The sequence below is a fragment of the Marinobacter sp. genome (assembly GCF_048259445.1).
In the GTDB taxonomy this organism is placed as follows: Bacteria; Pseudomonadota; Gammaproteobacteria; order Pseudomonadales; family Oleiphilaceae; genus Marinobacter.
Window position 1 is genome coordinate 1 of the sequence record NZ_JBLXHQ010000029.1, and the last position, 25,901, is coordinate 25,901.

A 25,901-nucleotide genomic window follows, 5' to 3' on the forward strand; every position below is an offset into this window, starting at 1 on the left:
TTTTTCAGGGACAGATTATGATGAATTGTGACCGCCCATGCTGATTATTCCTGCCGAGAACGCTGTTAACTGGAAGCAGCCCCCCTGGGTAACCCTCGGATTGATGTTTACCTGCCTTCTGGTTTTCCTGTTTTACCAGGGTGGAGACAGCCGAAAGCTTGAGCAGGCGGTTGATACTTATGTGGATTCCGGCTTGCCGCAATTGGAAGGTCCTGCCTATGAGGACTACCTGCAACGGAAAATCCGGTTCGAAGGTGAAGATGAACTGGTGTTCGAGCTTCAAAGATTTCAGAAGCTGAGAGCAGAAGACGAAGACTTCTGGCTTGCGGTCAGCCTGCTAATGGATCGTGAATTTTACCAGTACTTGCTGAACAATCGTGATGTGATCTGGGCCCCGACCGATCGGGTGCACTGGCTGGAACAACGCACCCTTATTGAAGAAACCTACATTCAGCGCCTGAGCGCCCAGCAACTTGGCCTTATTCCGGCGCAGCTGTCTTTGTACACCCTGGTTACCTATCAATTCCTTCACGGTGGTTGGGGGCACATTATCGGTAACCTGGTTTTCCTGTTTCTGCTTGGTTTTACCGTCGAAAAGGCGCTTGGCCCGGGCCGTTTTCTGCTTGCCTACCTGATGTGTGGCGCATTGTCTGGCGTGGTATTCACCATTTTCTCGCTCGGCAGCCATATTCCGCTTGTGGGAGCATCCGGCTCAATATCCGGATTGATGGGCATGTACGTAGCCATCTACGGTTTGCAGAAAATCCGGTTTTTCTATTTTCTCGGTGTGTACTTCAACTACTTTCGGGCGCCCGCGCTGGCCATACTGCCAGTGTGGCTGGGTAAGGAAATTTACGATTACTGGTTCGCCGGTGCGACCGGTGTTGCCTATATGGCCCACGCCGGCGGCTTGCTGGCGGGCGCCGGGCTGGTGTGGCTGCTGGGTAAAAGCTGGCTGCAGGTGCGCGAAGAGTTTTTTGAGCCGGAAGAGGCTGAGCAGGATGATCGCTTCACAACCGGTTATGCCCAGGCCATGGCAAGTCTGGGGCGCATGGATTTCGATCTGGCCCGACGCCAGTTCGAGGCGTTGCGCGAGCACTATCCGGACAGGCCCATTCTGCTGGAACACCTGTATAACCTCGCCAAGCTGCGTCCGGACTTACCCGAGTACATGTCCCTTACCCGTGAGCTCATGAACGTCAGTCTGAGCCGCCGGCAGCCGGAACAGATGATTGCGGTATGGCAGGAGTATCTCGGTAAAGGGGAGACTTACCATCCGCTTGCCGCCGAGGATCACAACAGAGTGTTGTTCACCAGCCTCAAGCAGCACGACCTCAAGGCCGCAGAAAAGGCGTTTGAACGCCTGCGCGGTGCTGATGATCCGTTGCTGACTACGGAGGCTTGCAGGTTACTTGCTGAAGAGTTTGAGAAGCTACAGATGGAGCCCAAGGCACGTCATTATCGGCAGTTGCTTCAGACAAGTTGAAGAGTTGGAGGGTGAGCGACGGCATGGCTCCCCCAAAACCGTGCGGAGCCATGGATGGCGGAGCCGAGCGTACAGGGAGGTATTTACAGCGTGTTTTGGGGGAGCCATGCCGTCGCTCGCCTTACTCCTGAATCAGAAAGCTTGCCTTTGGCCCTTTAAGAAGCTCTCGCGTCTCAGCTTGAGCCAGATAAACCGGAATCTGTTCGTGTAACGGGTGTTTTTCACAGCGCTTCTGGATAAACGTCAGGAAAGCCGTCGCCTTCTCCCACTGGTTCAGGCCGTTAGCCAGGCTTTGCGCAACCAACAGATAGGCCGGAGCCAGTTCATCGCTTTCCGGAAAGCGTTTATGGAAGTCCTGCAATAGCCTTATGGCGGGTTTGTATTGCCCACGCTGATATAAACAGCGGGCACAGCGCACGGCGATTTCAGGATCATTCAGTTTGAAGCCGGGCTCTGTCGCTTCAAGCATACCGAGCAATGAAACTATGCCCTCATCATCGCTTCGGCTGGCCAGCCAGCCCAGAATCCTTGGGTGGAAATGGTAAAGCTCCGTTGTATCGTTCCGGGCTACCAATAGCTGGTAGAGCTGGCCGATGCGCAGCGCATCATCCCGGTTTCGCTTCAGTGCTTCCTTCAGCATGCCCTGAACACGATCGTAGTTGCCGTCTTTAAGATTCATATCAATGTCTGCATCAAAACGGGTGCTGCGATCCCGCTGGTGCATGTCGACATTCTCAGTGTCGTCCTGAATATCCGAGGCAAACCCCAACTCTTCCTGATACTGAAATAAAAGATAACCCAGCATGTTGAACAGGATCAGCGTAAAGGTACTGTTCAAAAAACCGGATAAAGGCTGCGAAAACCAGAAGGGAAAGTGATTGTGAGCAAAATCCTGTGCCACGCCAGAGGCCAGGGTGAGCAGAATGAGGTAGCCGTAGAGCAGAAAGTAGGGACTGCCGATGCGGGAAATGAGTACCGCCAGATTCATCGGATTGACCGCGGCGCCCACCGATCGTTCCATGGCCAGAACCATGATGCTGGCGGGCAGCGCCAAAACCACAAAAGCCAGTGCCAGCAACATCAGTAATGGGCCGCCCAACATTGCAGCTGCTCCAACCAGCCCGCCCATGAAAATGAAAACCAGCAACTGGAGAATAACAATATTAAAACCGCTGCCAGTAAAGGCGACGGATACCGAAGGCGGCTTGAGGTGGCCTTCGGCTGTGTGGTTAATGACCGCATAGGTGTATTTGAACAGCGCCAGTGCCAGCAGTAACCAGATCAGGATCCCGATCAGGTTGGCGGGCGCGACAAGGGGCACCAATGTACATATAGCGATGACGATCAGTGGATCAGAGTGGAATGGATAACGAAAAAAAGATCCGATCCGGTTCCAGAAAGGTACTACTTCTGTCGCTGCTCCCAGATACCGCATGGCTTTGCTGCAGTTCGGGCACAGCGCCTTACGCTGGCGAGTATCAGCATCAGGCATACAGCGGGTGCAGTAATGAACCTGGCATTCGCCGCAGTGCCATTTGGCAGGGTCACCCGGGTGGTAGTGGCAATCATGTTTCATGGTCGGAGGAAGCCCTGCCTGGATATAAATAGTCTTTTATGATCGCAAATATGGCACCTAAAGAATATGCCAGCATGGCCGTAAACGATTGTAAGGGCCGCGGTTCCTGAAAAAAGACCCACTTATCACACCAACAGCAGGATATTGGCTATGAGACCTGCCCCCGTCATTCTGCTACTGACAGCACTGACCATGGCCGCAACTTTGCCGTTTGCTCATGGGCTTTTCAACAGAACGGGCGGCGAATCCGGCTTTTACGGGTACAAAACCAACCTGCCAGTTCCAACTTTGGCGGGTGCAGAAGTGCCTGATGCCGGCCTGAATGTGGTGTTTTTTGGTTATCGAAGCTGCGGTACGGTGTGCCCACTTCAGTTGCTCAACCTTAAGGCGTTGCACGATCACTGGTATGACCGACCGGTGCAGTTTGTTTTTGTTTCCCTGGATCCTGAAAACGACAGCCAGCAGGAACTTGACGGTGTAATGGAAGTAATGGGCCAGAACTTCCGGGCTGTGCGGCCGGAGAATTTCCGTCAGGCCCAGGCACTGGCTAATGAATATGGTGATTTCGCAGCTCGCGCGGAAGGTACTCATGGGGAAATCAACCACGGTGCGCGGCTGTACGTAGTAACGGCAGATAACCGGAGGCAACTTCTGTACGCCTCGCCCGAGCTGGATTTGCAGCGGGTGAATGCCGATCTTACGCGGCTTATGGAGCATGCTGGTGGCTGAAGTGCCATGGCGGGTTTTTCACATTAACATTTGAATCAGCTGGTTCAGGTCTGATTTCAAGATGAGGTGTCACTGTGAATTCAACGGATAACATTCAGCACCTGCACCGGCAGGAAATGCTCAGCGCAGATCGCAGCATGCTCTGGTTGTTGCTGGCTCACGTTCCGGTAGTGGGGCTGCTTGTGCCCTGGGGGTACGGCACCACCGGCTTTGCGATCACAGCATCTCTGGCAATCGGTGCACTGGTTATTGCCGGTTATAGCTGGCTTCGCGGAACCCGTGCCTGTGGCGTGCTTTTTTGTATGTGTCTGATGCTGTTCTCGGCCACCATGATTCAGGCCCAGCTCGGGCGCATCGAAATGCATTTTCATATTTTTGCAGCGCTGGCACTCACAATCGCGTACCGCGACTGGCTTCCAGTGTTTGCAGCCGCCGCGTTGATTGCGGTGCACCATCTTGTGCTGACGTCATTGCAGCTTTCGGAAGCCGTCATCGGTGGCATGCCGGTGATGCTTTTCAATTATGGGTGTAGCTGGTCTATCACTGCATTGCACGCAGCCTTCGTGGTTTTTGAAGCCGGCATCCTGTCGTTTTTTGCGATCAGAATGGCCGCTGAGCAGCAGCGCTCACGGGAAATTATTGCACTGGTTAACGCCTTTGATAACGAGCATGACTTGCGCGGCCGTCTGGAGAACACAAAGGGTGATCTTGCTGCCACCGCGTTCAATACCATGATGACCCAGTTCGCAGGACTGATAGATTCGGTACGTGGGCTCTCCAGCCAGTTGCATACAAGTGCCTCGGCACTGACAGCTGCAGGTGCTTCAACCAACCGGATCATAGAGGCTCAGCAGGCTCAGACAGACCAGGCAGCGGCTGCTACCAATCAGATGACGGCAACGATTCAGGACGTAGCCCGAAACGCGCAATCTGCAGCTGAATCTGCATCCCGCTCGACGGAAGCATCGGCTGAGGGCGCTCGTCACATTCAGAGCGCCATTACGATGACTGAAGCCACCAATACCGCGCTCACAGACTCTTCGCGCATGGTCACCGAGCTGGTAGAGAAAGTTGAGTCAATTGGCTCGTTTATCGCCTCAATCAACGATATTTCAGATCAGACCAACCTGCTTGCTCTGAACGCAGCCATAGAGGCTGCCCGTGCTGGCGAACATGGTCGTGGTTTTGCGGTGGTAGCTGATGAGGTTCGCAATCTGTCACGGCGTACTCAGGATTTCACCACAGAAATTCGTGCCACGATTGATGGTTTGGCCAACGTTTCTGAAGCCACTCTGGCTGCCATTGAAATGGGCCAGACCCGCTCGCGGGAGACCCTGGGCGCAATGACCCAGACTGGCAATGCGATTGCGGTTATTGAAGCGGCAATTGCCGAGGTAAACGGCATGAACCTGCAAATTGCCTCTGCTACCGAGCAGCAGGCTGTGGCTTCCGGGCAGATCAATCAAAGTGTTCAGCAGGTTGCGGAGCAGAGCCAGGAGGTTGTTGAAGAGGCGGCAAAGTCCCAGGCTATGGCTGCAGAAATCGGGCGTATGATTGCAGAGGTGGATTCATTGATCGCCGATTACAAAACGCGTTAACAGCCCGGCTGAAAAATACGATGTCGCCCGCCATTCACCGGATGAATGGCGAACATCAGCTGCTATAAGTTGAAGTCTGCCGAAACGATGCGATAGTAATAGGATCGCAATTCATCGTAGGAGGCATACCATGTCCAATGAGAGCCTTGGCAAAGACAGCCTGAATACACTGACCAGCCTGAGCGCTGGCGGTAAAACCTTCCATTACTACAGTCTGCCCAAAGCTGCGGAGTCCCTTGGCGAAATCAATCGCCTGCCCTTTTCCCTGAAAGTGCTTCTGGAAAACCTGCTGCGCAACGAAGACGGCGTAACGGTGGATCAAAGCCATGTTAATGCCATGGTGCAGTGGCTGAAAGACAAGCGTTCAGATACCGAAATTCAGTTCCGCCCGGCACGGGTGCTTATGCAGGACTTTACCGGCGTGCCCGGTGTGGTCGATCTGGCTGCCATGCGGGAGGCCGTTAAAAAGGCGGGTGGAGATCCTGCGCTGATTAACCCGCTGTCGCCGGTGGATCTGGTGATTGACCACTCGGTGATGGTCGACAAATTCGGCACCTCATCTGCTTTTGAAGATAACGTGGCCATCGAGATGGATCGCAACCAGGAGCGCTATGAATTCCTGCGTTGGGGCCAGCAAGCTTTTGATAACTTCCGTGTGGTGCCGCCGGGAACCGGTATCTGCCATCAGGTAAACCTGGAGTATCTTGGTAAAACCGTGTGGCACAAAGAGCAGGGCGGCAAAACCATCGCCTATCCGGACACGCTCGTGGGTACAGACTCCCACACCACCATGATTAACGGCCTGGGTATTCTTGGCTGGGGTGTTGGCGGTATCGAAGCCGAAGCGGCCATGCTCGGCCAGCCGGTCTCCATGCTGATACCGGAAGTGGTGGGCTTTAAAGTGAGCGGTAAATTGCGTGAGGGCATCACCGCCACGGATCTGGTACTGACGGTTACCGAAATGCTTCGCAAAAAAGGCGTGGTTGGCAAGTTCGTTGAGTTCTATGGCGACGGGCTTAAGGACATGCCAGTGGCAGACCGTGCCACTATCGCGAACATGTCTCCGGAATACGGCGCAACCTGTGGCTTCTTCCCGGTGGATGAGCAAACCCTTAATTACATGCGTTTGACCGGCCGGGACGACCAGCAGATAGAGCTTGTTGAAGCCTACGCCAAAGCTCAGGGTCTTTGGCGTGAGCCCGGCCACGAGCCGGTATATACGGCTACCCTCGAGCTCGACATGGGTGAAGTAGAAGCCAGTATGGCCGGGCCAAAACGGCCGCAGGATCGTGTCGCACTGAAGAACATGAAATCAACGTTCGAGCTGTTGATGTCGACGGCCGAAGGCGCGCCGGATGCGGCTGAAAACCGTGAAAGTAATCTGGAATCAGAAGGGGGCCAGACAGCGGTGGGTGTGGATGACAGCTACCATCACCCATCAAGTCAGCCGCTGGAAATGAACGGTGAGAAGACGCGCCTCGATCCGGGCGCGGTAGTGATCGCCGCAATTACGTCGTGCACCAACACATCCAACCCCAGCGTAATGATGGCCGCCGGCCTGGTAGCCCGCAAAGCAGTAGCCAAAGGCCTGAAAACCAAGCCCTGGGTGAAAACCTCGCTGGCACCTGGCTCAAAGGTGGTCACCGAGTACCTGGAGGCCGGTGGTTTCCAGGACGATCTGAACAAGCTGGGCTTTGATCTGGTGGGCTATGGCTGTACTACCTGTATCGGTAACTCCGGCCCGCTGCCAGATGCGGTTGAAAAAGCCATTGCTGACGGTGACATAACGGTTGCGTCGGTGCTGTCTGGTAACCGTAACTTTGAAGGCCGTATACATCCGTTGGTGAAAACCAACTGGCTGGCATCGCCGCCCCTGGTTGTAGCTTACGCATTGGCGGGCAACGTGCGGTTGAACCTCGCGGAAGACCCGCTGGGTGAGGATAAGGATGGCAACCCTGTGTATCTGAAAGATCTCTGGCCGAGTCAGCAGGAAGTCGCGGAAGCTGTGGAAAAGGTCAAAACTGACATGTTCCGCACCGAATACGCCGCCGTGTTCGATGGCGATGCCACCTGGCAGGCCATTGAAGTGCCAGAAACCAAAGTATACAAGTGGTCAGAAGACTCCACCTACATCCAGCACCCGCCCTTCTTTGAAGGTATGGGGCCGGAACCAGACCCGGTGGAGGACATCGTTGACGCGAACATTCTGGCCTTGCTGGGGGATTCAGTAACCACCGACCACATTTCCCCGGCCGGCTCCTTCAGTGCCGACAGTCCCGCTGGTAGATACTTGCAAGAACGGGGGGTTGAGCCGAAGAATTTCAACTCTTACGGCTCCCGTCGCGGTAACCACGAGGTGATGATGCGTGGCACCTTCGCCAACGTGCGCATCCGTAACGAAATGCTGGATGGTGTTGAAGGTGGTTTCACAAAGTTTGTACCCACAGGGGAGCAAATGCCGGTTTACGACGCTGCCATGAAGTATATGGAGCAGGGCACACCACTGGTTGTGATTGCCGGTAAGGAATACGGCACCGGCTCAAGCCGCGACTGGGCTGCCAAAGGCACCCGGTTGCTGGGAGTCCGCGCGGTGGTGGCGGAATCCTACGAGCGCATTCACCGTTCCAACCTGATCGGGATGGGCGTGATGCCGCTACAGTTCCCGGAAGGCACGGATCGCAAGAGCCTCAAGCTGACCGGTGAGGAAACTGTCAGCATCAACGGGCTGTCTGGTGACATATCGCCGGGCCAGACCCTGACTATGACGGTAACCTACAAGGACGGCTCTACTGCAAGCTGTGAGCTGAAGTCGCGGATCGATACTGCCAATGAGGCGGTGTATTTTGTCCACGGTGGCATACTGCACTATGTGGTGCGTGAGATGCTCAAGTCTGCCTGAATCGTCTGTTGACTGGTTCAGATAAAAACCGGCGGCCTGCTAGCAGGCCGCCGGTTTTTTTATGAGTCATCACTGTTTGCAACCGGCAAACGTATCCAGAAGGTAGCACCCTGACCCGGCAAAGACTCAAAACCGACTTCGCCGCCCATCACGGTAATTAACTCCCGTGTGATTGCCAGCCCAAGACCGGTTCCGCCCTGGCTGCGAGTGTCGGAGCTGTCTGCCTGAGCAAAACGCTGGAAGATCTGATCCCGGAAGGCTTCCGGGACACCCTCTCCGCTGTCTTCCACCGCAATCAAAACGGTTGGTTTTCCGTCTGTTATCTCAGGTTGGGCGGACAGGCGAACCCGGCCGTTGTCCGGCGAGAACTTTATCGCATTGGATATAAGGTTGTTCAGCGCTTGCAGTAGCCGCTGCCCATCTACGAACACCTTGATATCGGGAATGCAGGGCGCCGGATCGATGGTGATGTTGCGCTGCACACCGTAAGGCTGATTTGTAAAAACCGCCTGCTCAAGCAGAGGCTGCAAAGGCTGATGCTCCGGATTGATATCCAGTTTGCCAGCGACCAGTTTTTCCATATCCAGCAAGTCATTGATCAAGGTAGCCAATTGCTGGGCGTTGCGCCTGGCGATCGTCATCATGTCCTGAGCTTTTTCGGGAAGTGTCCCGGCGGCGCCGCCGGCCAGCAGGCCAATCGCGCCTGTAATGGACGTAAGCGGTGTGCGCAGCTCATGGCTGACGGTAGAGACAAACTGATTTTTCATCCGTTCGATTTTTTTGCGTTCAGAAATATCTTCCATTAACACCCAGAGCAATTTGCGCCCCGAGGAGTCACGTATCAGCATACTGTGGAGAACAACGGGGTAGATGACACCCTCGCGATTGATCACGTTCTGCTCGATGGGGCCGAAATACCCCGTCTGCCTCAACTGATTCAGAGCTTCAGTGCGTCTCGATACATGGTCAGGCGCAAGCAGAGTACGGTAGTCCAGCTTCAGGAATTCATCCTTGCTGTAACCGGTAGATTTGAGCATTGCGGCATTCACATCGATGATTTCTGAGGTCAGGTAGTCCGAAAGCAGGATACCGCTGGGCGCCAGCTCAAACAGTCGGCGAAGCTGCTGTTCACTTTCCTTCAGGCCGAGCATTGCCCTTTTTCTGTCATCGATATCTTCAAGGTAGCCATGCCAGATAGTGCTGCCATCCGAAAGCTTCTGCGGTGTGGAATGACCCTCTATCCAGCGCCAGTGGCCCTCTTGCCCACGGATCCGGAACTGGATCGACCAGGTGCTCAACTGGCGTCCAGACACATCAATTGACGCTGTTACTGTCGCCAGATCATCGGGATGAATCATCCGGAACAGCGATCTTACATCTTCCCGCGCCTGCTTCTGTGTCACACCAAAAGTACGTTCAATGCCCATGCTGCTGAAAGGGAAGCTCATCCGCCCATCGGGATAGCGCCGGAACTGATAGAGGCCTCCGGGTACCATGTCAGCCAACTGTTTAAGCATGGCCAGGGAATCATTCTTTTGTTCCAGTTCCTGCTCACGGTAGTGAATGGCCAATTCACGGGCGCTGATCTGTTCTTCGGCACAATCGGCGAGATCGCGCAGAGACTGTCGGTCGTCCTCGCTCAGCGTTCGGGGTTTGCGGTCAATGACGCATAAAGTGCCCAAGGCATGGCCGTCTGCACTGTGAAGAGGTGTGCCGGCATAGAACCGGATGTTCGGGGCACCGGTCACCAGGGGGTTGTCGCAGAAACGCTCATCTTTCCATGTATCTTCGATCACCAGCGGCTGCTTTTCGAGAATGGCGTGGCCGCAAAATGAAATACTCCTTGGGGTTTCGCTGACATCCAGCCCGACACAGGATTTGAACCACTGCCTGTCGTGATCGATCAGCGAAATCAGCACGATCGGGGCATTCAGAAGTCGTGCGGCCATTCGGGTGAGGCGGTCGAAGCGCTCTTCAGAGGGCGTGTCGAGGATTCTCAGCTGATTCAGTGCTGTCTGTCGCTCGCGTTCGTTGGCTGGCAGCCTGGGTGCTTTCATGATTCCTGCTCCCTGTCTGTATCTGATGTTTGAATGGGGAGTTCGATCCAGAAATGCGCGCCGCCGTCATTGTAAAAATTTACCTCGCCACCCAGAAGTCCGGCTAGCTGACGGCAAATGGCCAGCCCCAGCCCGGTGCCACTGGTGGCTCTGGTCGTTCCCACTTCTGCCTGGGTGAAACGCTCGAAAATCCGATCCCGGAAACTGTCAGGCACCCCTTTACCCTGATCACTCACGGTAATACGCAGTCGCTGCTGGCTCGTTTCTTCTGCACGAATTGAGACCTCACCAGCACGAGGCGAGCACTTTATGGCATTGCTGATAAAGTTATCCAGGATTTGCCTGAGCCGGTGGCCATCGGTTATCACGGTCAGGTCGGGGATATCGCCAGCGATCAGTGTCACACCGTACTCGTGAGCCATTATCTGGTTGCTGCTGACAGTCAGCCTGACTAACTCTCCAACCTGCTCGTTCTGGAAGTTTACCCGCATTTCTCCTGCCGACAGTTTGTTGAAATCCAGCAAATCTGTAATAAGTAACTGCAGGCGTTCGCTGTTACGCAGGGCAAGAGTGGTCATTTTTCGGGCTTTTTCCGGCAGTTCACCCGCTGTTCCTGAGTCGAGAAGCCGGAGTGCGCCATTCAGTGACGTGAGGGGGGTCCTCAGCTCATGGCTGACGTTGGAAACAAAGTTGTCCTTGAGCCGGTTGTTAGCGTCCCGCTCATCCATCAAATGATTAAACGCCGTCGCCAGATCCCGGACCTCTGGTGCACCTTTTTCTCTGAGGCGGCGGGAGCTTTCTGGTTTCAGGATCATGGAGCGGATCCGGCCGGTCATCTGTGTGAGGGATGCTGTTGTTGAGCGGAGCGCCAGATACGTCAGCAACAATATACCGACCGTTAACCCGGTGCTTATCATAAAAAACCGGCTAAAAGCCTGTTTTGCGGGGGCCGTTGCAAGAGATTTTGGGACGGCGCGGATAAACATCCATCCCAGGCGTTGCAGGTGGTTGGTCGCATAAATCAGTGTATTACCTGAGGCAGTCTCAACCTCACCAAAACGGATACCGGACAGCGCGGCATCAATCAGTAAGTTTTCCCCGGGGTCTGGAAGGCTCTCGATAGCCTTGCCGTCAGCAGAGCCTGCTACAAACAGGAAGTTATCTGTATCTATCACCAGAAACACGGCGTCTTCGCTGGCATCGTTGCGTATGCTTTCCGGTATCAGAAGTGATTGATCCATCTCCATGGTGCCGCTGAGGAAACCCAGGAGCTCTCCGTTGCTGCTCTCGATTGGCGCAATAAAAACCATCAAGGGTATACCCGTTGCCCGCCCTATCAGGGGGCGACTGATGACCGGGCGGCGGGTTGCAATAGCTTCTTTCCAGTGTGGCCGATCGGCATAATAGGTACCCACTCTGCCCGGAGCGTAAATGTTTTCTGCAATCAGAGTGGCGTTTGGAGTCAGAACGGTAAGGCTATGGGGAAACAGCTCTTTCAGTCTTTTCTGGCTTTTCAGTACTTTTGCAAGTTGTGCCGGAGGGAATAACTGGCCATCCTGGTTCAGCATGGCAGCAAACTGGACCAGTGCACTGGTTCGAAGCTCCAGGTCCTGGCTGACCAGGCTGGAAATGTGAGCGGTTTCATTCGCCTGCTGCACTGACAGGTTGGTTGCAAACTCCTCCAGCAAAGCATCGTAGGCGGTATAGATAACAGAACCTACGGTGGCCAGGCTGCCAATCAATATGATCACGGCAAGGCGGGTACCCAGAGATAATTGACTCAAAACGTGCTCCTGTCTGGCTATTTGCCGAAAAACTTGTTTTGATTGAACATCAATTGAACGAGAATTCACAGCGCGTGTGCGCGACTACCAGCAAGAAACCTTATGCCTCATAGCCCTTCATCCGAGGTGCGGAAAAAACTGGAGACTCTGCGTAATCGTTTTCGGGATAAAACGATACGCGAAATTGAAGGATTGGTCGCCAGTATCTCTAATGCATCCCGTCACCCTGAAGCTAGCGAAGAACTGATAGCTGCCTATCATCTGTTGCATCGGCTGGCGGGCTCTGCCGGCACTTTGGGCTTTACACAGCTTGGCGAGCACGCCCGGAAGCTCGAGATTGCGATAAAACCGCTGGCAGATCAGATTGCTGCGGGGGCTGACAACGAGAGTATCCGGCTTCAGTTGAATCAGTTTCTGGATGCCGGTCACAAAGAAGCAATTTTTGGCCTTGGCAGCCTCCTGGGAACAGTTGAGCCTGTCTCGACCGGTTGGCATCAGCCACGTCCGTTAGAGATAGGCAATCAGCCTATGCTGTTGATTCTAGAACCTGATCAGGAGCTTGCAGGGCAGATATCTGCCGGCCTGGCGCTCTATGGCTATCGTTTGCGCAGCCTGAGCACTGGTCAACAGTGGCCGGACAGCATGGATGATGTTGATCTGGTCATCGTGAGGGACACACTTCTGCAGGATGAAGCTGAACAATGGTTGGCCAGGCTGCACAGCCTTCCGGTGATCTGTTTTAGTGAGGCCCATGACATTAACACCCGTTACCGGTTGGCTTCTCTGGGCGTTGATGCCTGTCTTGATGGGCCTCAGGATGTTCCAGCTCTCGCAGACCGGATCGAACAGCTTCTGGCCGAGGGACTGACAACCCTCACCGGGCGCGTAATGATTGTGGATGACGACAGCGAACTGCTGGAACACTATCGCCTGGTTCTCACCAGCGGTGGGATGGAGGTGCGGGCCCTGAGTGACCCTTCACGCTTATTATCCGAGCTGTCAGAGTTCCGGCCCGACATTTTGCTCATGGATGTACAAATGGGCTCTTATGATGGTCCGGTACTGGCCAGGATGCTGAGATTTCAGGCTGAGTGGCTCAGCCTGCCGATTATTTTCTTTTCTTCTGAAGAGAACCGGGATCTGCAACTGGATGTGTTGGCGCGAGGTGGTGATGATTTCGTTACCAAACCTGTTTCTGATCAATTCCTTCTGCGTACGGCCCGGATACGCTGCTATCGTGCCCGGCAGCTTGATAAACTGGTATCGCTTGACAGCCTCACCGGCCTTCTGAAGCACGCACTCGCAAAAATCGAGCTCAACCGAGAGCATGCGCGCTCGAATCGGAATGGACATGATTCGGTTGTTGCCATGCTGGATCTGGACTGTTTTAAACAGGTCAATGATTCCTATGGCCACGGAACGGGTGACATGGTGATCAAGGCTTTGGCAAACCAGCTTCGCCATCGGTTGCGCAATACGGACATTATAGGCCGCTATGGCGGCGAAGAATTTGTATTGGTGCTGACGGAATGCTCATTGGAAAAAGCCGTTGAAGTGCTTGAGTCGCTGAGCCAGGATTTTGCCCGACTGGTGTTTAACGGCGGTGGCGAGGAGTTTTCGGTCAGCTTCAGTGCCGGTGTTGCTTTGCTGAATGCCTATTCATCCGGTGACCAGGCGATTGATGCGGCAGATCGGGCTCTTTATCAGCGCAAACGTGCGGGCCGCAACGGCGTTACCGTGGCGTCAGGAGACACGTTTTGATCTATAACTGCATATTGAGAGCACCAAGATGTATGTGCTGATTCTCGACGATGATGAACTGATCGGTGATCTGCTGGAAACCGTCGTGGCGAGTGCCTATCCTGGTGCCAGAATTCAGCTTTTCACTCTTTTGCAGACAGCGCTCAGTAGCTGGCAGCAGCAGCCTGCAGACCTTGTTATTGCCGACTGGAACCTGCCAGACGGCTCCGGGCTGGACTTGATTCGTGCTGTCAGGCTAACCAGCCGTGACATTCCGGTTCTTATGATCAGTGGTCGCGCTGACCGTAAGTCCATTCTTGCCGCAGCGCACCTTGGCATCAGTGGGTACATCAGTAAACCTTTCCAGATAGATGTGCTGCACCAGAGGCTGGCGGAGCTGGTGCCGACTTCGGTCGTTCATGGTAATGCAACAAGCAGTCTGGATGAAAAAATGGAGGCGGCCTGCAGTTCTGCAATTCAGTTGCCGGGTCAGATTGACACTGCGGCAGTCCTTGCCCTGATGGAAAAACGCGACGAGCTGGATGCGCGCATACTCGCTGAGCAGTGGAAAAAGGAGCCAGCACTGAGTGCCAAAATGCTGGAGGTGGCGAACAGCGCTTCGTTCCGGCGCTCCGGCACGTCGATAAAAACGCCAAGAGAGGCGATCAGCTCGATTGGCGTAGCCATGGCGCTGAACCAGGCGCTTGCGCTGTCGCTGGATATAGCCGGCAAGCTCGCTTGTCCGCGCCTGGCAGATCGCGCGCGTCTTGAACAGGAGCAGGCGCTACGCATTGCTGAGGCAGCCCGCACACTGGCGAAAAAAGTGGGCGATGACCCTGCGCCATACTATACCGCAGGCCTGTTGAGCAGAGCGGGGGAGCTGGCGGCGCTGAAGGTTTTGCAAAACCACTGTGACCAGAGCGGTGAGCCACCGGAACTTGAGCGGATTGACTCCGCTATTACCTATTGGGCCGAAAAGCTGGGTAACAAGATCAAGGTGCAGTGGCATTTGCCGCTGGATCTCCGGGAACTGATTGGCGCTGTGTATTTTTTGAGCCGGAGTAACGTAAGCCGATCAAAACTGGTGATGCGAGCGGCTGCGTTGCTGGCAGCGGAGCAGGCCGAAAGCCCTGAGTGCCGCACACTATTGCGAAGGCTGGGTATCGAAAGCAAGGAGAAGGGCCAGGATGACGCCAGACAACCGTCTTGAACGGATTCTGATGATTGAAGATGAGCCGGATATCCGTGCGGTTGCGGAACTGGCTCTGGAGGCCATTGGCGGATTTGAACTCACGGCCTGTGAATCAGGACAACAGGCGTTGGAACGGATTGGTGAGTGTAAGCCCCAGCTCATCCTTCTGGATGTCATGATGCCGGGGATGGACGGTCCTGCGACCCTGCAAGCCATTCGGTGCATGCCGGGTTATGCCGAAACACCGGCGGTTTTCATGACCGCGAAGGTTCAGAACGATGAAGTTCAGGGTTACCTGGCACAGGGTGCGGCTGGTGTTATTCCGAAGCCGTTTGATCCGCTCACGTTGGCGGACCAGATAAGGGAAATCTGGAATCAGGCCGGTGCAATCGGTTAAGCTTTCGCCGGTTTTACTGTCATCACCCGAAAAGGCTGTCATGTCATCTTCCCGCAATAACGATGAAATCAAAGCCAGGCTTAACCTGGAAACCTCCCGCATACGCTGGCACGAACTGCAAACCTATTATGCCCGTGGGCAGATAGTGCGCGTGAGTAACAATCTGGACCTGCTGGAGGTTGCCTCCGAACTGACAGCAGATAATCGTGCCCTCTTTGAACAGTGGCTCGCTGCGGGCGACGTGGGGGACGTTTCACCCGACCTGGCCCGTGCCTGGTATGAACGCAATGCGGAGCTCTGGGCCGTGGTTATAGCACCCTGGGTGCTGATTCAGGATCGTTCTGACGCGTCGGTGCACTGATGCTGACGGGCGCCTTGCTCATTCTTGCGCCGTTGTTTCTGGGTTTTGCCCTGGCGCTGAATAACCGCCGGCTTATGACGTTTATTCATTATGCCGTTGAAGCGCTGGTGTATTTCATCCTGGCGTTACTGGGGTTTGGTCTGGGTCAGATGGAGGGTTTAGCGAGCCAGCTGGGAACCATGGCGGGGCAGATGTCGGCACTTGTGGCGGTTCTGTTTGTTGCCAATATGCTGGGCCTGTGGCTACTGCATCGCTGGCGCCCCATGTCTCCCGAGCCAAGAGATGCCGGCTCTGGGAGCGCTGGCTACGTGCGCCTGTTCATGGCTGCCCTCAAGCCTCTGCTCGCAGTGCTGGCCGGTGTGTTGTCGGGCTATTTCCTGTTGCCGAAACTGCCACAGGCCGAACAGCTGGCTACCTGGTCTCTGATGCTTCTGCTGTTTCTGATTGGCCTGCAACTGCGGAATGCGGGGCTTTCCCTGCGCAAGCTGCTGATGAACACTCAGGGGTTAGGCATCGCGGTTGTGCTCGTGCTCAGCTCTTTGCTGGCGGGTGTGCTGCTGATTCCTGTACTGGGGCTTCCGTGGCACGATGTGCTTGCTCTGGCGTCAGGATTCGGCTGGTACTCGCTTTCCGGAATCGTGATCGGAGAAGCCCTTGGCCCGGCCTGGGGCGGCGTGGCATTTCTGAATGATGTATTGCGCGAGATTATCGCTCTGGGGCTCATCCCGCTGATCATTGGCAGCCGGCCCGCCATGGCAATTGGTTATGGTGGAGCTACCTCCATGGACTTCACGCTCCCGGTTATACGTAGTAACGGCGGGCTGAGTTGTGTACCGGTTGCTATCGCCTCAGGCTTTCTGCTGTCTTTTCTGTCACCGGTTCTGATGGGTGTTTTCCTGTCTCTGGGCTAGTGTCCCGTCTGGCAAATTCCTTAATCTACTGAGCCAGACGGGACACTAGGCCGGCTCAAGAAAGAAATTTCCGCACGTCAATCCGGTATTCATCGGGGTCAACGGCGCGCAGAATACGGTCCTGGCTACCGGCTTTTGAGAGGTCAATGGTTGTAACGGTAATCGGCATCCGGAATTTTGTGTGGTACATCACCCGCACAACGGGCAACCGCTGATCTTCCTCATTTATTTCAATCACAACACCGAGCCGCCCGCTATCGAGCAGCACCAGGGATCCTACGGGGTACAAGCCGATACAGCGGATGAATTGTTTCACCAGCGCGGGGTCCAGATGATCACCGCTCCACTCCAGAAGCTTCTTGAGACCCTGGGTAGGCGTCATGCCCCGATGATAGACACGGTCGGCGGTAATGGCATCGTAAACATCGGTAATCGCTACCATGCGCCCATAGACAGAGATCTGGTCGCCCTTGAGGCCCTCCGGATAGCCGGTGCCATCCATGCGTTCGTGGTGCTGGGCCGCGGTGATCACGGTGAGTTCGCCGATTCCTTCGGTTGCAGACAGAATATCGCGGGAATGCCGGGCATGAAGTTTCATGACTTCGTACTCTTCTGGCGACAAGCGCCCGGGCTTGTGTAACACCTCATCGGGCGTCAGTATTTTTCCAAGGTCGTGGAGCAAGGCGCCCACAACGGTCTGGTGCATAACGTCGGCCGGCAGCTTTCGATACTGCCCGAACAGGGTCATCAGAACGCTCAGGTTTACCGAGTGTTCAAGCAGGTAGTTGTCTTTTTCACGGATGCGACCCAGACAGCCCAGCGCATTGGCGTTTCTGGTCACCGAGCTTTGCAACTCGTCCGCAAGTTTATGAATAGGGGCGACATCGATGGAAGCGCCAATTTTGGCGCTGTTCATGAAACTACCAACCAGCTCCTGTGCTTCCGAATGGATCCCGAGAGCCGTTGCCATCTCCTCAGAAAGGGAGACCTTTGGTGCAATGCCGGGTTTCTGTTCACCCGCGTTTTGCAGCGCAGCCTCGTTGCGCTTTTCTACTTCGTCGGCTGTTTCGGAATCCTGAGTATCTGCGCCCTTCTGTGCATCGATATAGACAAACTGCACACCCATTTTGCGAATTTTTTCTATGGTTTCTTCACGCTTGACTACACCCCGCCTGCGCTGGGTGTTGTGGGGAATCCAGTCATTGTTGAGGTCGCTGATATACATGCCGACCTTCAGTGCGGATATCGGGATGCGCTTGATCATTGAACGGGGAAGAACGTTCTCAGACTGTTTTTATACGTTTGCACAATCACGTCCTCCAGTGGCAGTTCTTTCACCTCGGCAATCTTTTCCGCGACAAAAGGCAGATAGAATGGAGCATTCTCACGGCCGCGATAGGGCACGGGTGTGAGAAACGGGGCATCAGTTTCCAAGAGAATCTGGCCGATGGGCGCCATGCGAACAATGTCGCGCACGTTTTCTGCCTTGTTAAAAGTGGTAATGCCATTAAAGCCGAGATTCCAGCCCTGATCCAGTGCATATTTTGCAAGCCCGGGCCCCGACGTGAAGCTGTGGATGACGCCACGACGGCTGAGGGTCTGTTCAAACTCCTGGAGTATTGCGATGGTATCTTCATCGGCGTCGCGGCTATGGATAACCACAGGGCGGTCGCTGTCACAGGCAATCTGAAGCTGGCGCCGGAACACCTCGCGCTGAACAGCGCGGTCTGCGTTGTCATAATAATAATCAAGCCCGATCTCGCCAACCGCAACGATTTTCTCGTCCCGGGCGTGAGCGCGGATCTCTTCTTCAACGGCGTCGTTGTAACTTTCTGCCTCGTGCGGGTGGATACCCTGAGTTCCGTAAAGCCAGGGTGCTTTCACGCTGAGTTCACGCACCTGCGCGAGGTTGCCCGGTGCAACAGCGATGGTAATCACGCGTTCAATGTTCACTTTTTGCGTTTGCGCCAGGGTTTCCTCCAGCGACCGTTCCTTGAGGTAGTCGAGGTGACAATGAGTCTCGATGATCGGGTGATCGAATACGGGAATCTCGCGACGTTTTTTACTCATGGACAGGTGCTAGGCTCCGATACAGGCAGTCGGATTGACTGCTACTCTGGGGTCTCAAGCCCGTAAGTTTATCAGTTCTCCGTTTGTTGGCCTACATTGGCCGGTAAGGGGTTTCCTTGATGGATGTCGTACTCGAATACGGTTCGGGTCTTATTCAGGATGGAGGTGCAGATGCACGTTGTCGTAATTGGTGGTGGTGTTGTGGGTGTAACCACAGCCTATGAACTTAGCCGTCGTGGTCATCAGGTGACGGTGCTTGAACGGCACAGCATGGCCGGCAATGAGACCAGCAAAGGCAACGCGGCCCAGCGCTCATACGGAGTGGTCTACCCCTGGGCAGACCCGAGCATGGTGTTCAAGGCGTTGCCCTGGCTGTTCAAACAGGACGGTCCCCTGAAATTGCGAATGCCGCCCTCACTGGATGCCGTGCAGTTCATGTTTTCGACCCTGCGCTATGCCTGGTCACCAGGTCTGTTCGGTTTTAATAAGCGCGCTATGCTTCGCCTCGGAATCCATAGCCGCGACCGCTTTCTGAAGCTCGAGGGGGAGCTGAATCTGGCGTTCGATGGTGGCCACCGCGGCTTGCTGCACCTGGCCAGTACGCCGGACGAACTGGAGGTTTACCGGGGCACACAGCGACTGCTTGGCGACATGGGCATTGCTTCCCGGCTGCTGACCCCTGAGCAGGTCTACGAGGCAGAACCAGGTATGGCCCGTAACGGTCCATTGTATGGTGCGTTGAGTTATGACACCGATGGCACCGGCGACTGCCACCTGTTCTCTAAAGAGATTGCCAAGGCTTGCGAGGACAAAGGCGTAGAGTTTCGTTACAGCGTTCAGGTTGAACGGCTGAAAGCCAACAGCCAGACCGTCGATGCGGTGTTGCTGCGCAACGAAAACGGCCAGCAGGAAACTCTTGCTGCCGATGCGTTTGTTATCAGTGCGGGTTGCTGGTCTCCGGAGCTGGTTCGGCCTCTGGGCCTGAAGCTGCCGATATACCCGGTGAAGGGCTACAGCATTACCGTGCCACTGAAAAATCCGGAAAAGGCGCCCTTCTCCACGATACATGACGACAACTACAAAGTTGTGTCGACGCGCCTGGGTGATCGTTTGCGTTCCACAGGCTTTGTAGAGTTGGCTGATTTTAACCGTGATATTCCTGAAGCGCGCATTGCCACCATCCGGAAATCCGTTGAATCCCGTTACCCGGGTTGTGCGGACCTGAATGCAGCGGAAACCTGGACCGGCTTTCGCCCGATGACGCCGGATGGTCCTGCCATCATCGGGCGCGGGCCGCGCAGCAATCTGTTCCTCAACACTGGCCACGGCACCTTTGGCTGGACCTTTTCGGCGGGCAGTGCGGATGTGATTGCTCAGGTGATTGACGGTGAACAGCCTGCAGTTTGCCTCGATGCCTTCCGCCCGGGGCGCTATCAGGAGTGACTGGTTATGGGCTCGCCGGGTCTCATTACTCTCGGTGGCAACAGATTAATGACTGGTTGGTGAAGCATCAGCACATCTGGCGGCCATCTCCGTTTGCAGAATTGAGGCCGGCCTGGGTGCAAAATTACCCCGGGCTTGAGTGTATGGTCAGAGAGCTCACCGATGCCGAGTGTACTGAGCTGGTCGATGCGCCTGGCGCGCTTGCTATAAAAGCTTCCCGATATGTGCCGGAGCTGGCTCTATACGGGCAAATGGTAAACCTGCCTGAACTTTCACCCGCTCTGGCGGAAGTCTCGGCAGCGACGCTTCCGGAAGTCCGCGCACCGGATATGCCAGGGCGAAAACGGGAGCAGGCTGGTGCTTTTGCGGCGGCGCTGAAGCCGCTACAGAAACCGATTCTGGACTGGTGCAGCGGCAAAGGGCATTTGTCGCGAACGCTTGCGGCCCAGAGCCGTGAAAGCGTTGCAGGTTACGAGTGGAACCCCAGACTGGTGGCCGACGGCAACCGGATTGCCGCGCACTTCGGAGACTCTGTTCAGATTCGTTGTCAGGACGTGATGGCGCATAACCTTTCCATACCGGGTGACATCCATGGTGTGGCCCTTCACGCTTGCGGTGATCTCCACAGGCAGTTATTGAGGCAGGGTGCTTCTGCCTCACTGCCGCGCATAAGCCTTTCCCCATGCTGTTATCATCAGACCTCTGAAGGTTGTTATCAGACCCTCTCAAAGCGCACAGTGGCATATGGCAACAGGCTGTTGCCTGATCGCGGTGATTTGCGTCTGGCAGTGCGTGAAACTGTAACAGCGCCCGCCAGAGTCAGGGAGCAGGGCCTTGAGCTTCACCGCTGGCGCCTGGGCTTTGATGGATTGCAGCGTCACTTGCGGGGTATGGATCAATATATCACTGTGCCGCCATACTCACCGCGCTTGATCCGGGACGGGTTTCCCGCGTTCTGCCGCTGGGCGGCTGCGGAAAAGCAGCTTCGATTACCGGAAGATACCGATTTTGATCGCTGGCTCGCTTTTGGCGTACGACGCTGCGCTGAAGTTCGCCGCTATGAGCTTATCCGGCACCTGTTCCGCAGGCCTCTGGAGCTATGGCTGGTTCTGGATTATGCGGTTTTTCTTGAAGAGCAGGGCTACAGTGTGCGGCTTGGCCATTTTTGCTCCCGGTCACTGACACCCAGAAATCTTTTGCTGGATGCGGTCAGGGTTTGCGGTACTCAACCCGCTCGACACAGCCGTCCTTGAAGTACACGTAGGTCAGCTCGTAAAGCGCGCCGTAATATCGGGTCTGATAAATCCAGACCTCCTGCGGGCCGCCGTAAGTTTCCGGTGGGTTGCCGAATGCGCTGCGCACATGCTCCCGGGTCATCCCTTCGACTACTTGTTCCCTGATAAGGTATCGGCGCAGATCCGTTGAGTTGATGAAGCGGCAGGTTTCGGGTTCTGATTCTTCTTCGGTTGGCTTTCCGGCTTTTTCTTGTGGCTCTGGAGCTGCCGCTTCCGGGGTTGGAAGGTTCTGGTCGAAGCGCCCGCCGATGCGGTTATCTCTGAGCTGAATAGATTGAGCGTTCTCGCCGCAGGGTGTGTCGGAAAAAACTGCGTTTCCTTCTGCATCGCTGCAACGGAAGACATCAGCCTGAACTGCCGCAGCAAACGCGAGCGAAAAAACCAGGCCGATCAAAGATCTGAGCATGGGTTACTCCCCGAAACAACCAAAAAGAAAGGCGCCCTCGGGCGCCTTTCCTGACTTCACTTGCTTCTATAATACTAGCTCATGTATTAGCGAAGAACCTGAATGCGGGCTTCAACCCGACGGTTCTCAGCACGACCTGCAGCTGTATCGTTAGAGGCAACCGGTTCACTTTCACCGTAACCTTTTGCGCTCACTTTTTCCTGATCCACGCCAAGAACACCGGTCAGGCGCTCTGCTACTGCTTCTGCGCGGCGTTGTGACAGGTTCAGGTTGTAGTTTGCGTTGCCTGTATTGTCGGCGTGGCCGGCAATTTCTACAACGGTACCCGGGTTGTCCTTAAGAGCATCTGCAACACGACGGATTTCCGAATCGTAGGCGTTGCCGATCACGGAGCTGTTAGTCGGGAACTTCACCTGAATGGTGAATGTATCAATGGTTTCAACTACACCTTCACAACCGGTTTCATCTACTTCTGCACCAGCGGCGGTGTTCGGGCAAAGATCCTGGCTGTTGACAACGCCGTCGTTGTCGCTGTCGAGTTCACATCCGCGGCTGTCAACTTCGGCGCCACGAGGAGTGTCCGGGCAAGCATCACGTGCATCGGCCACGCCGTCGCCGTCAGCGTCTGGCTCACAGCCTGTGCTGTCTACTGATGCTCCAGCCGGAGTGCCAGGGCATTGATCACGGGAATCGGGCACACCGTCATTGTCGGCGTCTGCCGGAGCCATAGGTGCTGCCGTGCCAACAGTGCGGTTGAATGCAAAGCTGATGCCCAGGGAAACCTGGGTGTCAAAGGTACTTTCGTCGATGCCGTGGAATTCCCGCAGGTCACCGCGCAAGGAGATGGCGTCGCTTACGTTGTAGCGAACACCAGTACCTACGTTAACGCGGGTTTCATCATGGTCGGTACCCGCCGTGTTATAGCTGATGACATCACCCAGACCAAAATCAGCATGGCCGACACCCGCAGAAACATACGGGTTCCAGGCTTTGTCCTGAGAGGCGAAGTAGTAGGTGCCGTCTACGCGGATTTCTTCAAAGTCTGAAGATCCTGAGACGTACTTACGGTCTGCATCGGCCCGGGAGTACATGGCCTCAATCGCCCAGTTCGGCTTGAACCGGTATTCCAGGCCCACACCAAACGTGCCGGTTTCGCTCAGGTCACGATCGTCGTCGAAAAGCTGATAAGCGGCGAAAGGGTTTATATAAACCGTTTCCTGGCGTTCAGCTGCTAGGGCTGGGGCCGCAAAAGTACTGGCGATGGCGGCCATCGCGATCGGACGCATGATGTTCATGCAGAACCTCCTGTTCGGTTATCGTTGTAAAGCTGCTAATTCGTTTAAGTGGCCTAAGTACACTATGAGCGCAACATAAACCAAGGCGTTACAAAAAATAAAGAATTGTTTAACGGTGTTACATTGGGAATTATACGTGTTGTTTGCTGTATTTGCCGAATTTTACTTCGATTTATATGGATGGAATGCTGAAATAAAGGTGAGCACTTTTTTTGCTGAAGTTCATTTTTTCACCGCTGTTGAAATGAACTTCAAAAGAACGTTCATCTTCTGCGACCACTGAACCTGCGCCGAAAATAGCGTGATTGAGGCGCGGCTGGTGCCACAAGGGTGATGTGGTGCTGTCGTGAACCTGCGCCTCGCCTTCCAGGGTGATGCCTTCCTGTACTGCGTAGCGTGAACTGACGGGTGTCAGCGGTGCGCAAAGTTTCAGTGAAGGGCCGCTATCCGCTGAGCGTTCATCCAGCCATCGTCCGAACTCATCTGCCAGTTCAAAGCAGCATTCTTCTATAAAACGACTGGGGCCCTGATCGCCATCCATGTGCGGCTGCTTGCTTGCCGGCCGGGTGATCAGGTGCAGTGTTTTCCGGGTGCGTGTCATGGCGACGTATAACAACCGCCGTTCGCTTTCCAGGGTTGCACGAGCGTCATCCTGGGATCGCGGGCTATGGGGCAGATACTTCTCCTGCAACCCCGGAATGATCACCCTTGGCCATTCCAGCCCCTTCGTGCGATGAATGGTGGAGAGCAGAACGCCTCCGCCGGCCTGCTTTTCATTGGCTTGCTGTTGCAGCGCTTTGAGGTGGGTCAGTGCACCTGCGGCATCAACATCCAGGCCTTTCAGGTACTCGCGGAACCCGTGAATCGTATCGATGCGTTCTTCTGCCCCATCATGGGTCAGTGCCAGACTTCGAGCGCCTTCATAGAGATCAGTGTGCTCTGCATAGACGGTTATCAGCCCCGTTACCGGGCCTGAATAGCCCTGCAACTGTTCCAGAACTTCACCCAGCTTGCGCAGTTTTCGGGCCGCCATGGGTGCCAGCGCACCAAAATCCAGTGCCAGCAAGCGCTCGTGCCAATCGGTGGTAAACCCGGCGAGAAAACGCGCCAGCTGTTCCAGCTCCGGTTCTTTGAGACCCACATGTGGAAAGCGCAGAAGCAGTCGGGCCAGTTCTAACCTGTCTTCCTCCGGCAGTTTCCCCAGCGTTCCGGAAACCACTTTCAGCAATGCCGTGATGGCCTGAACCTCACGACTGAACAGGGCCCCTTTACCAGCATCAATGCGATAGGGAATCTGCCGGGCCAACAGCTTGAGTTCGATTGGTACACTCTGGCTCCAGACCCGGAACAGAATGGCTGTATCTGCAAGCGTGCTGTGAAAAGCATCGTTCGATTCCTGGCCAAGGATCTGCAACACGGCGTCTGCATCGCTTTCCGCTCTATGCAGCGTGATCTCCGTGGCAGGAGTGGAAGAATGCGAATGACAAAGTACATCCTTGCGACCGGTGTTGTGGCAGATCAGATGGTTGGCCAGCAAAGCCACGCGGTGACCATAGCGGAACGTGTAACTCAGTGTTTGTTCCAGCGGGCTTTCAAACTCGTCGCTGAAGCGTTTGAGAATAAACTCAGGCTTGGCGCCCCGGAATTCATAAATGGTCTGGTCAGGGTCCCCGACCACGGTTACCCGGGCCCGATCGCCAGCAACATAACGCAGCAGCAGGTGTTGAATTTCGTTGGTGTCCTGGTACTCATCCACCAGAATCAGATCCATCTTGTTGCCCACAAGGCGCTGCAGTGGAGGGTTCTGGTGGATTGCCATCACAGGTTCGTAAAGCATGTCCGCGAAGCTGATCCGGCTTTGCCTTTTACGCCATTGCTCAAAGCTGTGGAACAGATCAATCAGGTAGCGGTGTTTATCTGAATAGCCCAGCTCCTCAAATACGATTTCGGCCGGTGACAGGGTGGTTTTCACCAGATCGATAAACCCTGTTGCTGTTTCTACAAAATCTTTCGTGTTGCGCCGGATTTCATCCGCCAGATCTTCAGGTGCCAGTTGCCGGGTTAACAGCCAGGCCTGAAAACTGATTTCCTGCTCAGTCAGGATTTTCTCGGAGAAGCCGGGCAGGTAGCCTTCCCTTACAAATCGCTTGTACAGTCGCAACCCCATGGCGTGATAGGTACGTATCTCCGGAAGCGCGAGCCCGCTCTGGTGACAGATCTCCTGCAGCTTGCGCTCGAAATCCATCCGGGCACTGCGGTTGAACATCAGCACCAGCATGCGATCAGGGTCATGGCCCCGTTGTAGCAGGTAGCGAATGCGCCAGGCCAGCGTCGACGTTTTGCCGCTGCCTGCTACTGCGGTGATCACTGAATGCTCGTAGCCGGCGGTAATAATTGCCCTTTGCTCGTCGGTGAGGAAATCAGGCAGATCCAGAGTGGCGGATTCGGGGGTGTTGGTTGGCATAAGTGCTATTGTACTGGCCAACTGGCAGCGCGGGTACCTGTACCGCATAATCTGCTGAGTTAACTTAACCAATCCATCATGTTAGTTGGGAGGAAGAAGCAGAGCAGAAGCCCATCCAAAATACGCTGTGAATACGTCCGTGTACGCTCGGCTCCGCCATCCATGGCTCCGCACGATTTTGGATGGGCTTCTGCTCCG

General features: G+C 55.1%; 19 protein-coding genes. 11 read left to right on the forward strand and 8 right to left on the reverse strand.

What is annotated here, in order from left to right; all coding sequences use genetic code 11:
• Positions 1 to 37 precede the first annotated feature (37 nt).
• Positions 38 to 1,486, forward strand: a complete 1,449-nt coding sequence (locus ACN0RL_RS16920) for a rhomboid family intramembrane serine protease (RefSeq protein ID WP_417518948.1) — start codon at positions 38 to 40, stop codon at positions 1,484 to 1,486.
• Between the two features lie 121 nt (positions 1,487 to 1,607).
• Here the strand turns inward: ACN0RL_RS16920 and ACN0RL_RS16925 are convergent, their stop codons facing one another.
• Entirely contained in the window at positions 1,608 to 3,062 is a 1,455-nt protein-coding gene (locus tag ACN0RL_RS16925; protein ID WP_417518950.1) for a hypothetical protein, read from the reverse strand.
• A 150-nt stretch (positions 3,063 to 3,212) separates the two neighbouring features.
• On the opposite strand from ACN0RL_RS16925, the gene ACN0RL_RS16930 reads away from it, so the two are divergent.
• The 3 genes from ACN0RL_RS16930 (at position 3,213) to acnA (ending at position 8,288) form a co-directional block, all read left to right on the forward strand.
• A complete protein-coding gene (locus tag ACN0RL_RS16930; RefSeq protein WP_417518952.1) occupies positions 3,213 to 3,791 on the forward strand; it encodes an SCO family protein in 579 nt (192 codons plus the stop codon).
• A gap of 74 nt (positions 3,792 to 3,865) precedes the next feature.
• A complete protein-coding gene (locus tag ACN0RL_RS16935; RefSeq protein WP_417518954.1) occupies positions 3,866 to 5,389 on the forward strand; it encodes a methyl-accepting chemotaxis protein in 1,524 nt (507 codons plus the stop codon).
• A 130-nt stretch (positions 5,390 to 5,519) separates the two neighbouring features.
• Positions 5,520 to 8,288 (forward strand): aconitate hydratase AcnA, encoded by a 2,769-nt coding sequence (acnA, locus tag ACN0RL_RS16940; RefSeq protein ID WP_417518956.1) that lies wholly within the window; start codon positions 5,520 to 5,522, stop codon positions 8,286 to 8,288.
• Between the two features lie 59 nt (positions 8,289 to 8,347).
• Here acnA and ACN0RL_RS16945 read toward each other — a convergent pair whose 3' ends face one another.
• Positions 8,348 to 10,345 (reverse strand): ATP-binding protein, encoded by a 1,998-nt coding sequence (locus ACN0RL_RS16945; protein ID WP_417518958.1) that lies wholly within the window; start codon positions 10,343 to 10,345, stop codon positions 8,348 to 8,350.
• Positions 10,342 to 12,129, reverse strand: a complete 1,788-nt coding sequence (locus ACN0RL_RS16950; protein ID WP_417518960.1) for an ATP-binding protein — start codon at positions 12,127 to 12,129, stop codon at positions 10,342 to 10,344. Before ACN0RL_RS16950 ends, ACN0RL_RS16945 begins: the two co-directional genes overlap by 4 nt.
• Positions 12,130 to 12,231: 102 nt before the next feature.
• Between ACN0RL_RS16950 and ACN0RL_RS16955 the strand changes: the two genes are divergently transcribed.
• The 5 genes from ACN0RL_RS16955 to ACN0RL_RS16975 are packed head-to-tail and all read left to right on the forward strand — an operon-like array spanning position 12,232 to position 16,730.
• The gene (locus tag ACN0RL_RS16955) at positions 12,232 to 13,890 is read left to right on the forward strand and encodes a diguanylate cyclase domain-containing protein (protein WP_417518962.1); all 1,659 of its coding nucleotides are present in this window, start codon (positions 12,232 to 12,234) and stop codon (positions 13,888 to 13,890) included.
• Positions 13,891 to 13,918: 28 nt separating this feature from the next.
• Positions 13,919 to 15,079 (forward strand): HDOD domain-containing protein, encoded by a 1,161-nt coding sequence (locus ACN0RL_RS16960; RefSeq protein WP_417518964.1) that lies wholly within the window; start codon positions 13,919 to 13,921, stop codon positions 15,077 to 15,079.
• Positions 15,057 to 15,458 (forward strand): response regulator, encoded by a 402-nt coding sequence (locus tag ACN0RL_RS16965; RefSeq protein ID WP_417518966.1) that lies wholly within the window; start codon positions 15,057 to 15,059, stop codon positions 15,456 to 15,458. Before ACN0RL_RS16960 ends, ACN0RL_RS16965 begins: the two co-directional genes overlap by 23 nt.
• A 40-nt stretch (positions 15,459 to 15,498) precedes the next feature.
• Complete coding sequence (locus ACN0RL_RS16970) at positions 15,499 to 15,819, forward strand: DUF2288 domain-containing protein (protein ID WP_417518968.1); 321 nt, start codon at positions 15,499 to 15,501, stop codon at positions 15,817 to 15,819.
• Complete coding sequence (locus ACN0RL_RS16975) at positions 15,819 to 16,730, forward strand: lysine exporter LysO family protein (RefSeq protein WP_417518970.1); 912 nt, start codon at positions 15,819 to 15,821, stop codon at positions 16,728 to 16,730. Before ACN0RL_RS16970 ends, ACN0RL_RS16975 begins: the two co-directional genes overlap by 1 nt.
• Positions 16,731 to 16,785: 55 nt before the next feature.
• Here the strand turns inward: ACN0RL_RS16975 and ACN0RL_RS16980 are convergent, their stop codons facing one another.
• Positions 16,786 to 17,994 (reverse strand): HD-GYP domain-containing protein, encoded by a 1,209-nt coding sequence (locus ACN0RL_RS16980; protein WP_417518972.1) that lies wholly within the window; start codon positions 17,992 to 17,994, stop codon positions 16,786 to 16,788.
• On the reverse strand, positions 17,991 to 18,800 hold the full coding sequence (locus tag ACN0RL_RS16985) for a TatD family hydrolase (protein WP_417518974.1): 810 nt from the start codon (positions 18,798 to 18,800) through the stop codon (positions 17,991 to 17,993). The genes ACN0RL_RS16980 and ACN0RL_RS16985 overlap by 4 nt, the downstream gene beginning before the upstream one ends.
• 171 nt (positions 18,801 to 18,971) lie before the next feature.
• Here ACN0RL_RS16985 and ACN0RL_RS16990 point away from each other — a divergent pair, with 171 nt between their 5' ends.
• Positions 18,972 to 20,243: a D-amino acid dehydrogenase gene (locus ACN0RL_RS16990; RefSeq protein ID WP_417518976.1), complete on the forward strand. Its 1,272-nt coding sequence runs from the start codon at positions 18,972 to 18,974 to the stop codon at positions 20,241 to 20,243.
• Between the two features lie 116 nt (positions 20,244 to 20,359).
• Positions 20,360 to 21,496 (forward strand): methyltransferase, encoded by a 1,137-nt coding sequence (locus ACN0RL_RS16995; protein WP_417518978.1) that lies wholly within the window; start codon positions 20,360 to 20,362, stop codon positions 21,494 to 21,496.
• On the opposite strand, the gene ACN0RL_RS17000 is transcribed toward ACN0RL_RS16995, so the two are convergent.
• The 3 genes from ACN0RL_RS17000 to ACN0RL_RS17010 form a co-directional block, all read right to left on the reverse strand.
• A complete protein-coding gene (locus ACN0RL_RS17000) occupies positions 21,453 to 21,944 on the reverse strand; it encodes a DUF4124 domain-containing protein (protein WP_417518980.1) in 492 nt (163 codons plus the stop codon). The two genes, ACN0RL_RS16995 and ACN0RL_RS17000, sit on opposite strands and share 44 nt — an antisense overlap.
• Before the next feature lie 86 nt (positions 21,945 to 22,030).
• Positions 22,031 to 23,239 (reverse strand): OmpA family protein, encoded by a 1,209-nt coding sequence (locus ACN0RL_RS17005; RefSeq protein ID WP_417518982.1) that lies wholly within the window; start codon positions 23,237 to 23,239, stop codon positions 22,031 to 22,033.
• A 172-nt stretch (positions 23,240 to 23,411) separates the two neighbouring features.
• Complete coding sequence (locus tag ACN0RL_RS17010; RefSeq protein WP_417518983.1) at positions 23,412 to 25,751, reverse strand: ATP-dependent helicase; 2,340 nt, start codon at positions 25,749 to 25,751, stop codon at positions 23,412 to 23,414.
• Positions 25,752 to 25,901 lie beyond the last annotated feature (150 nt).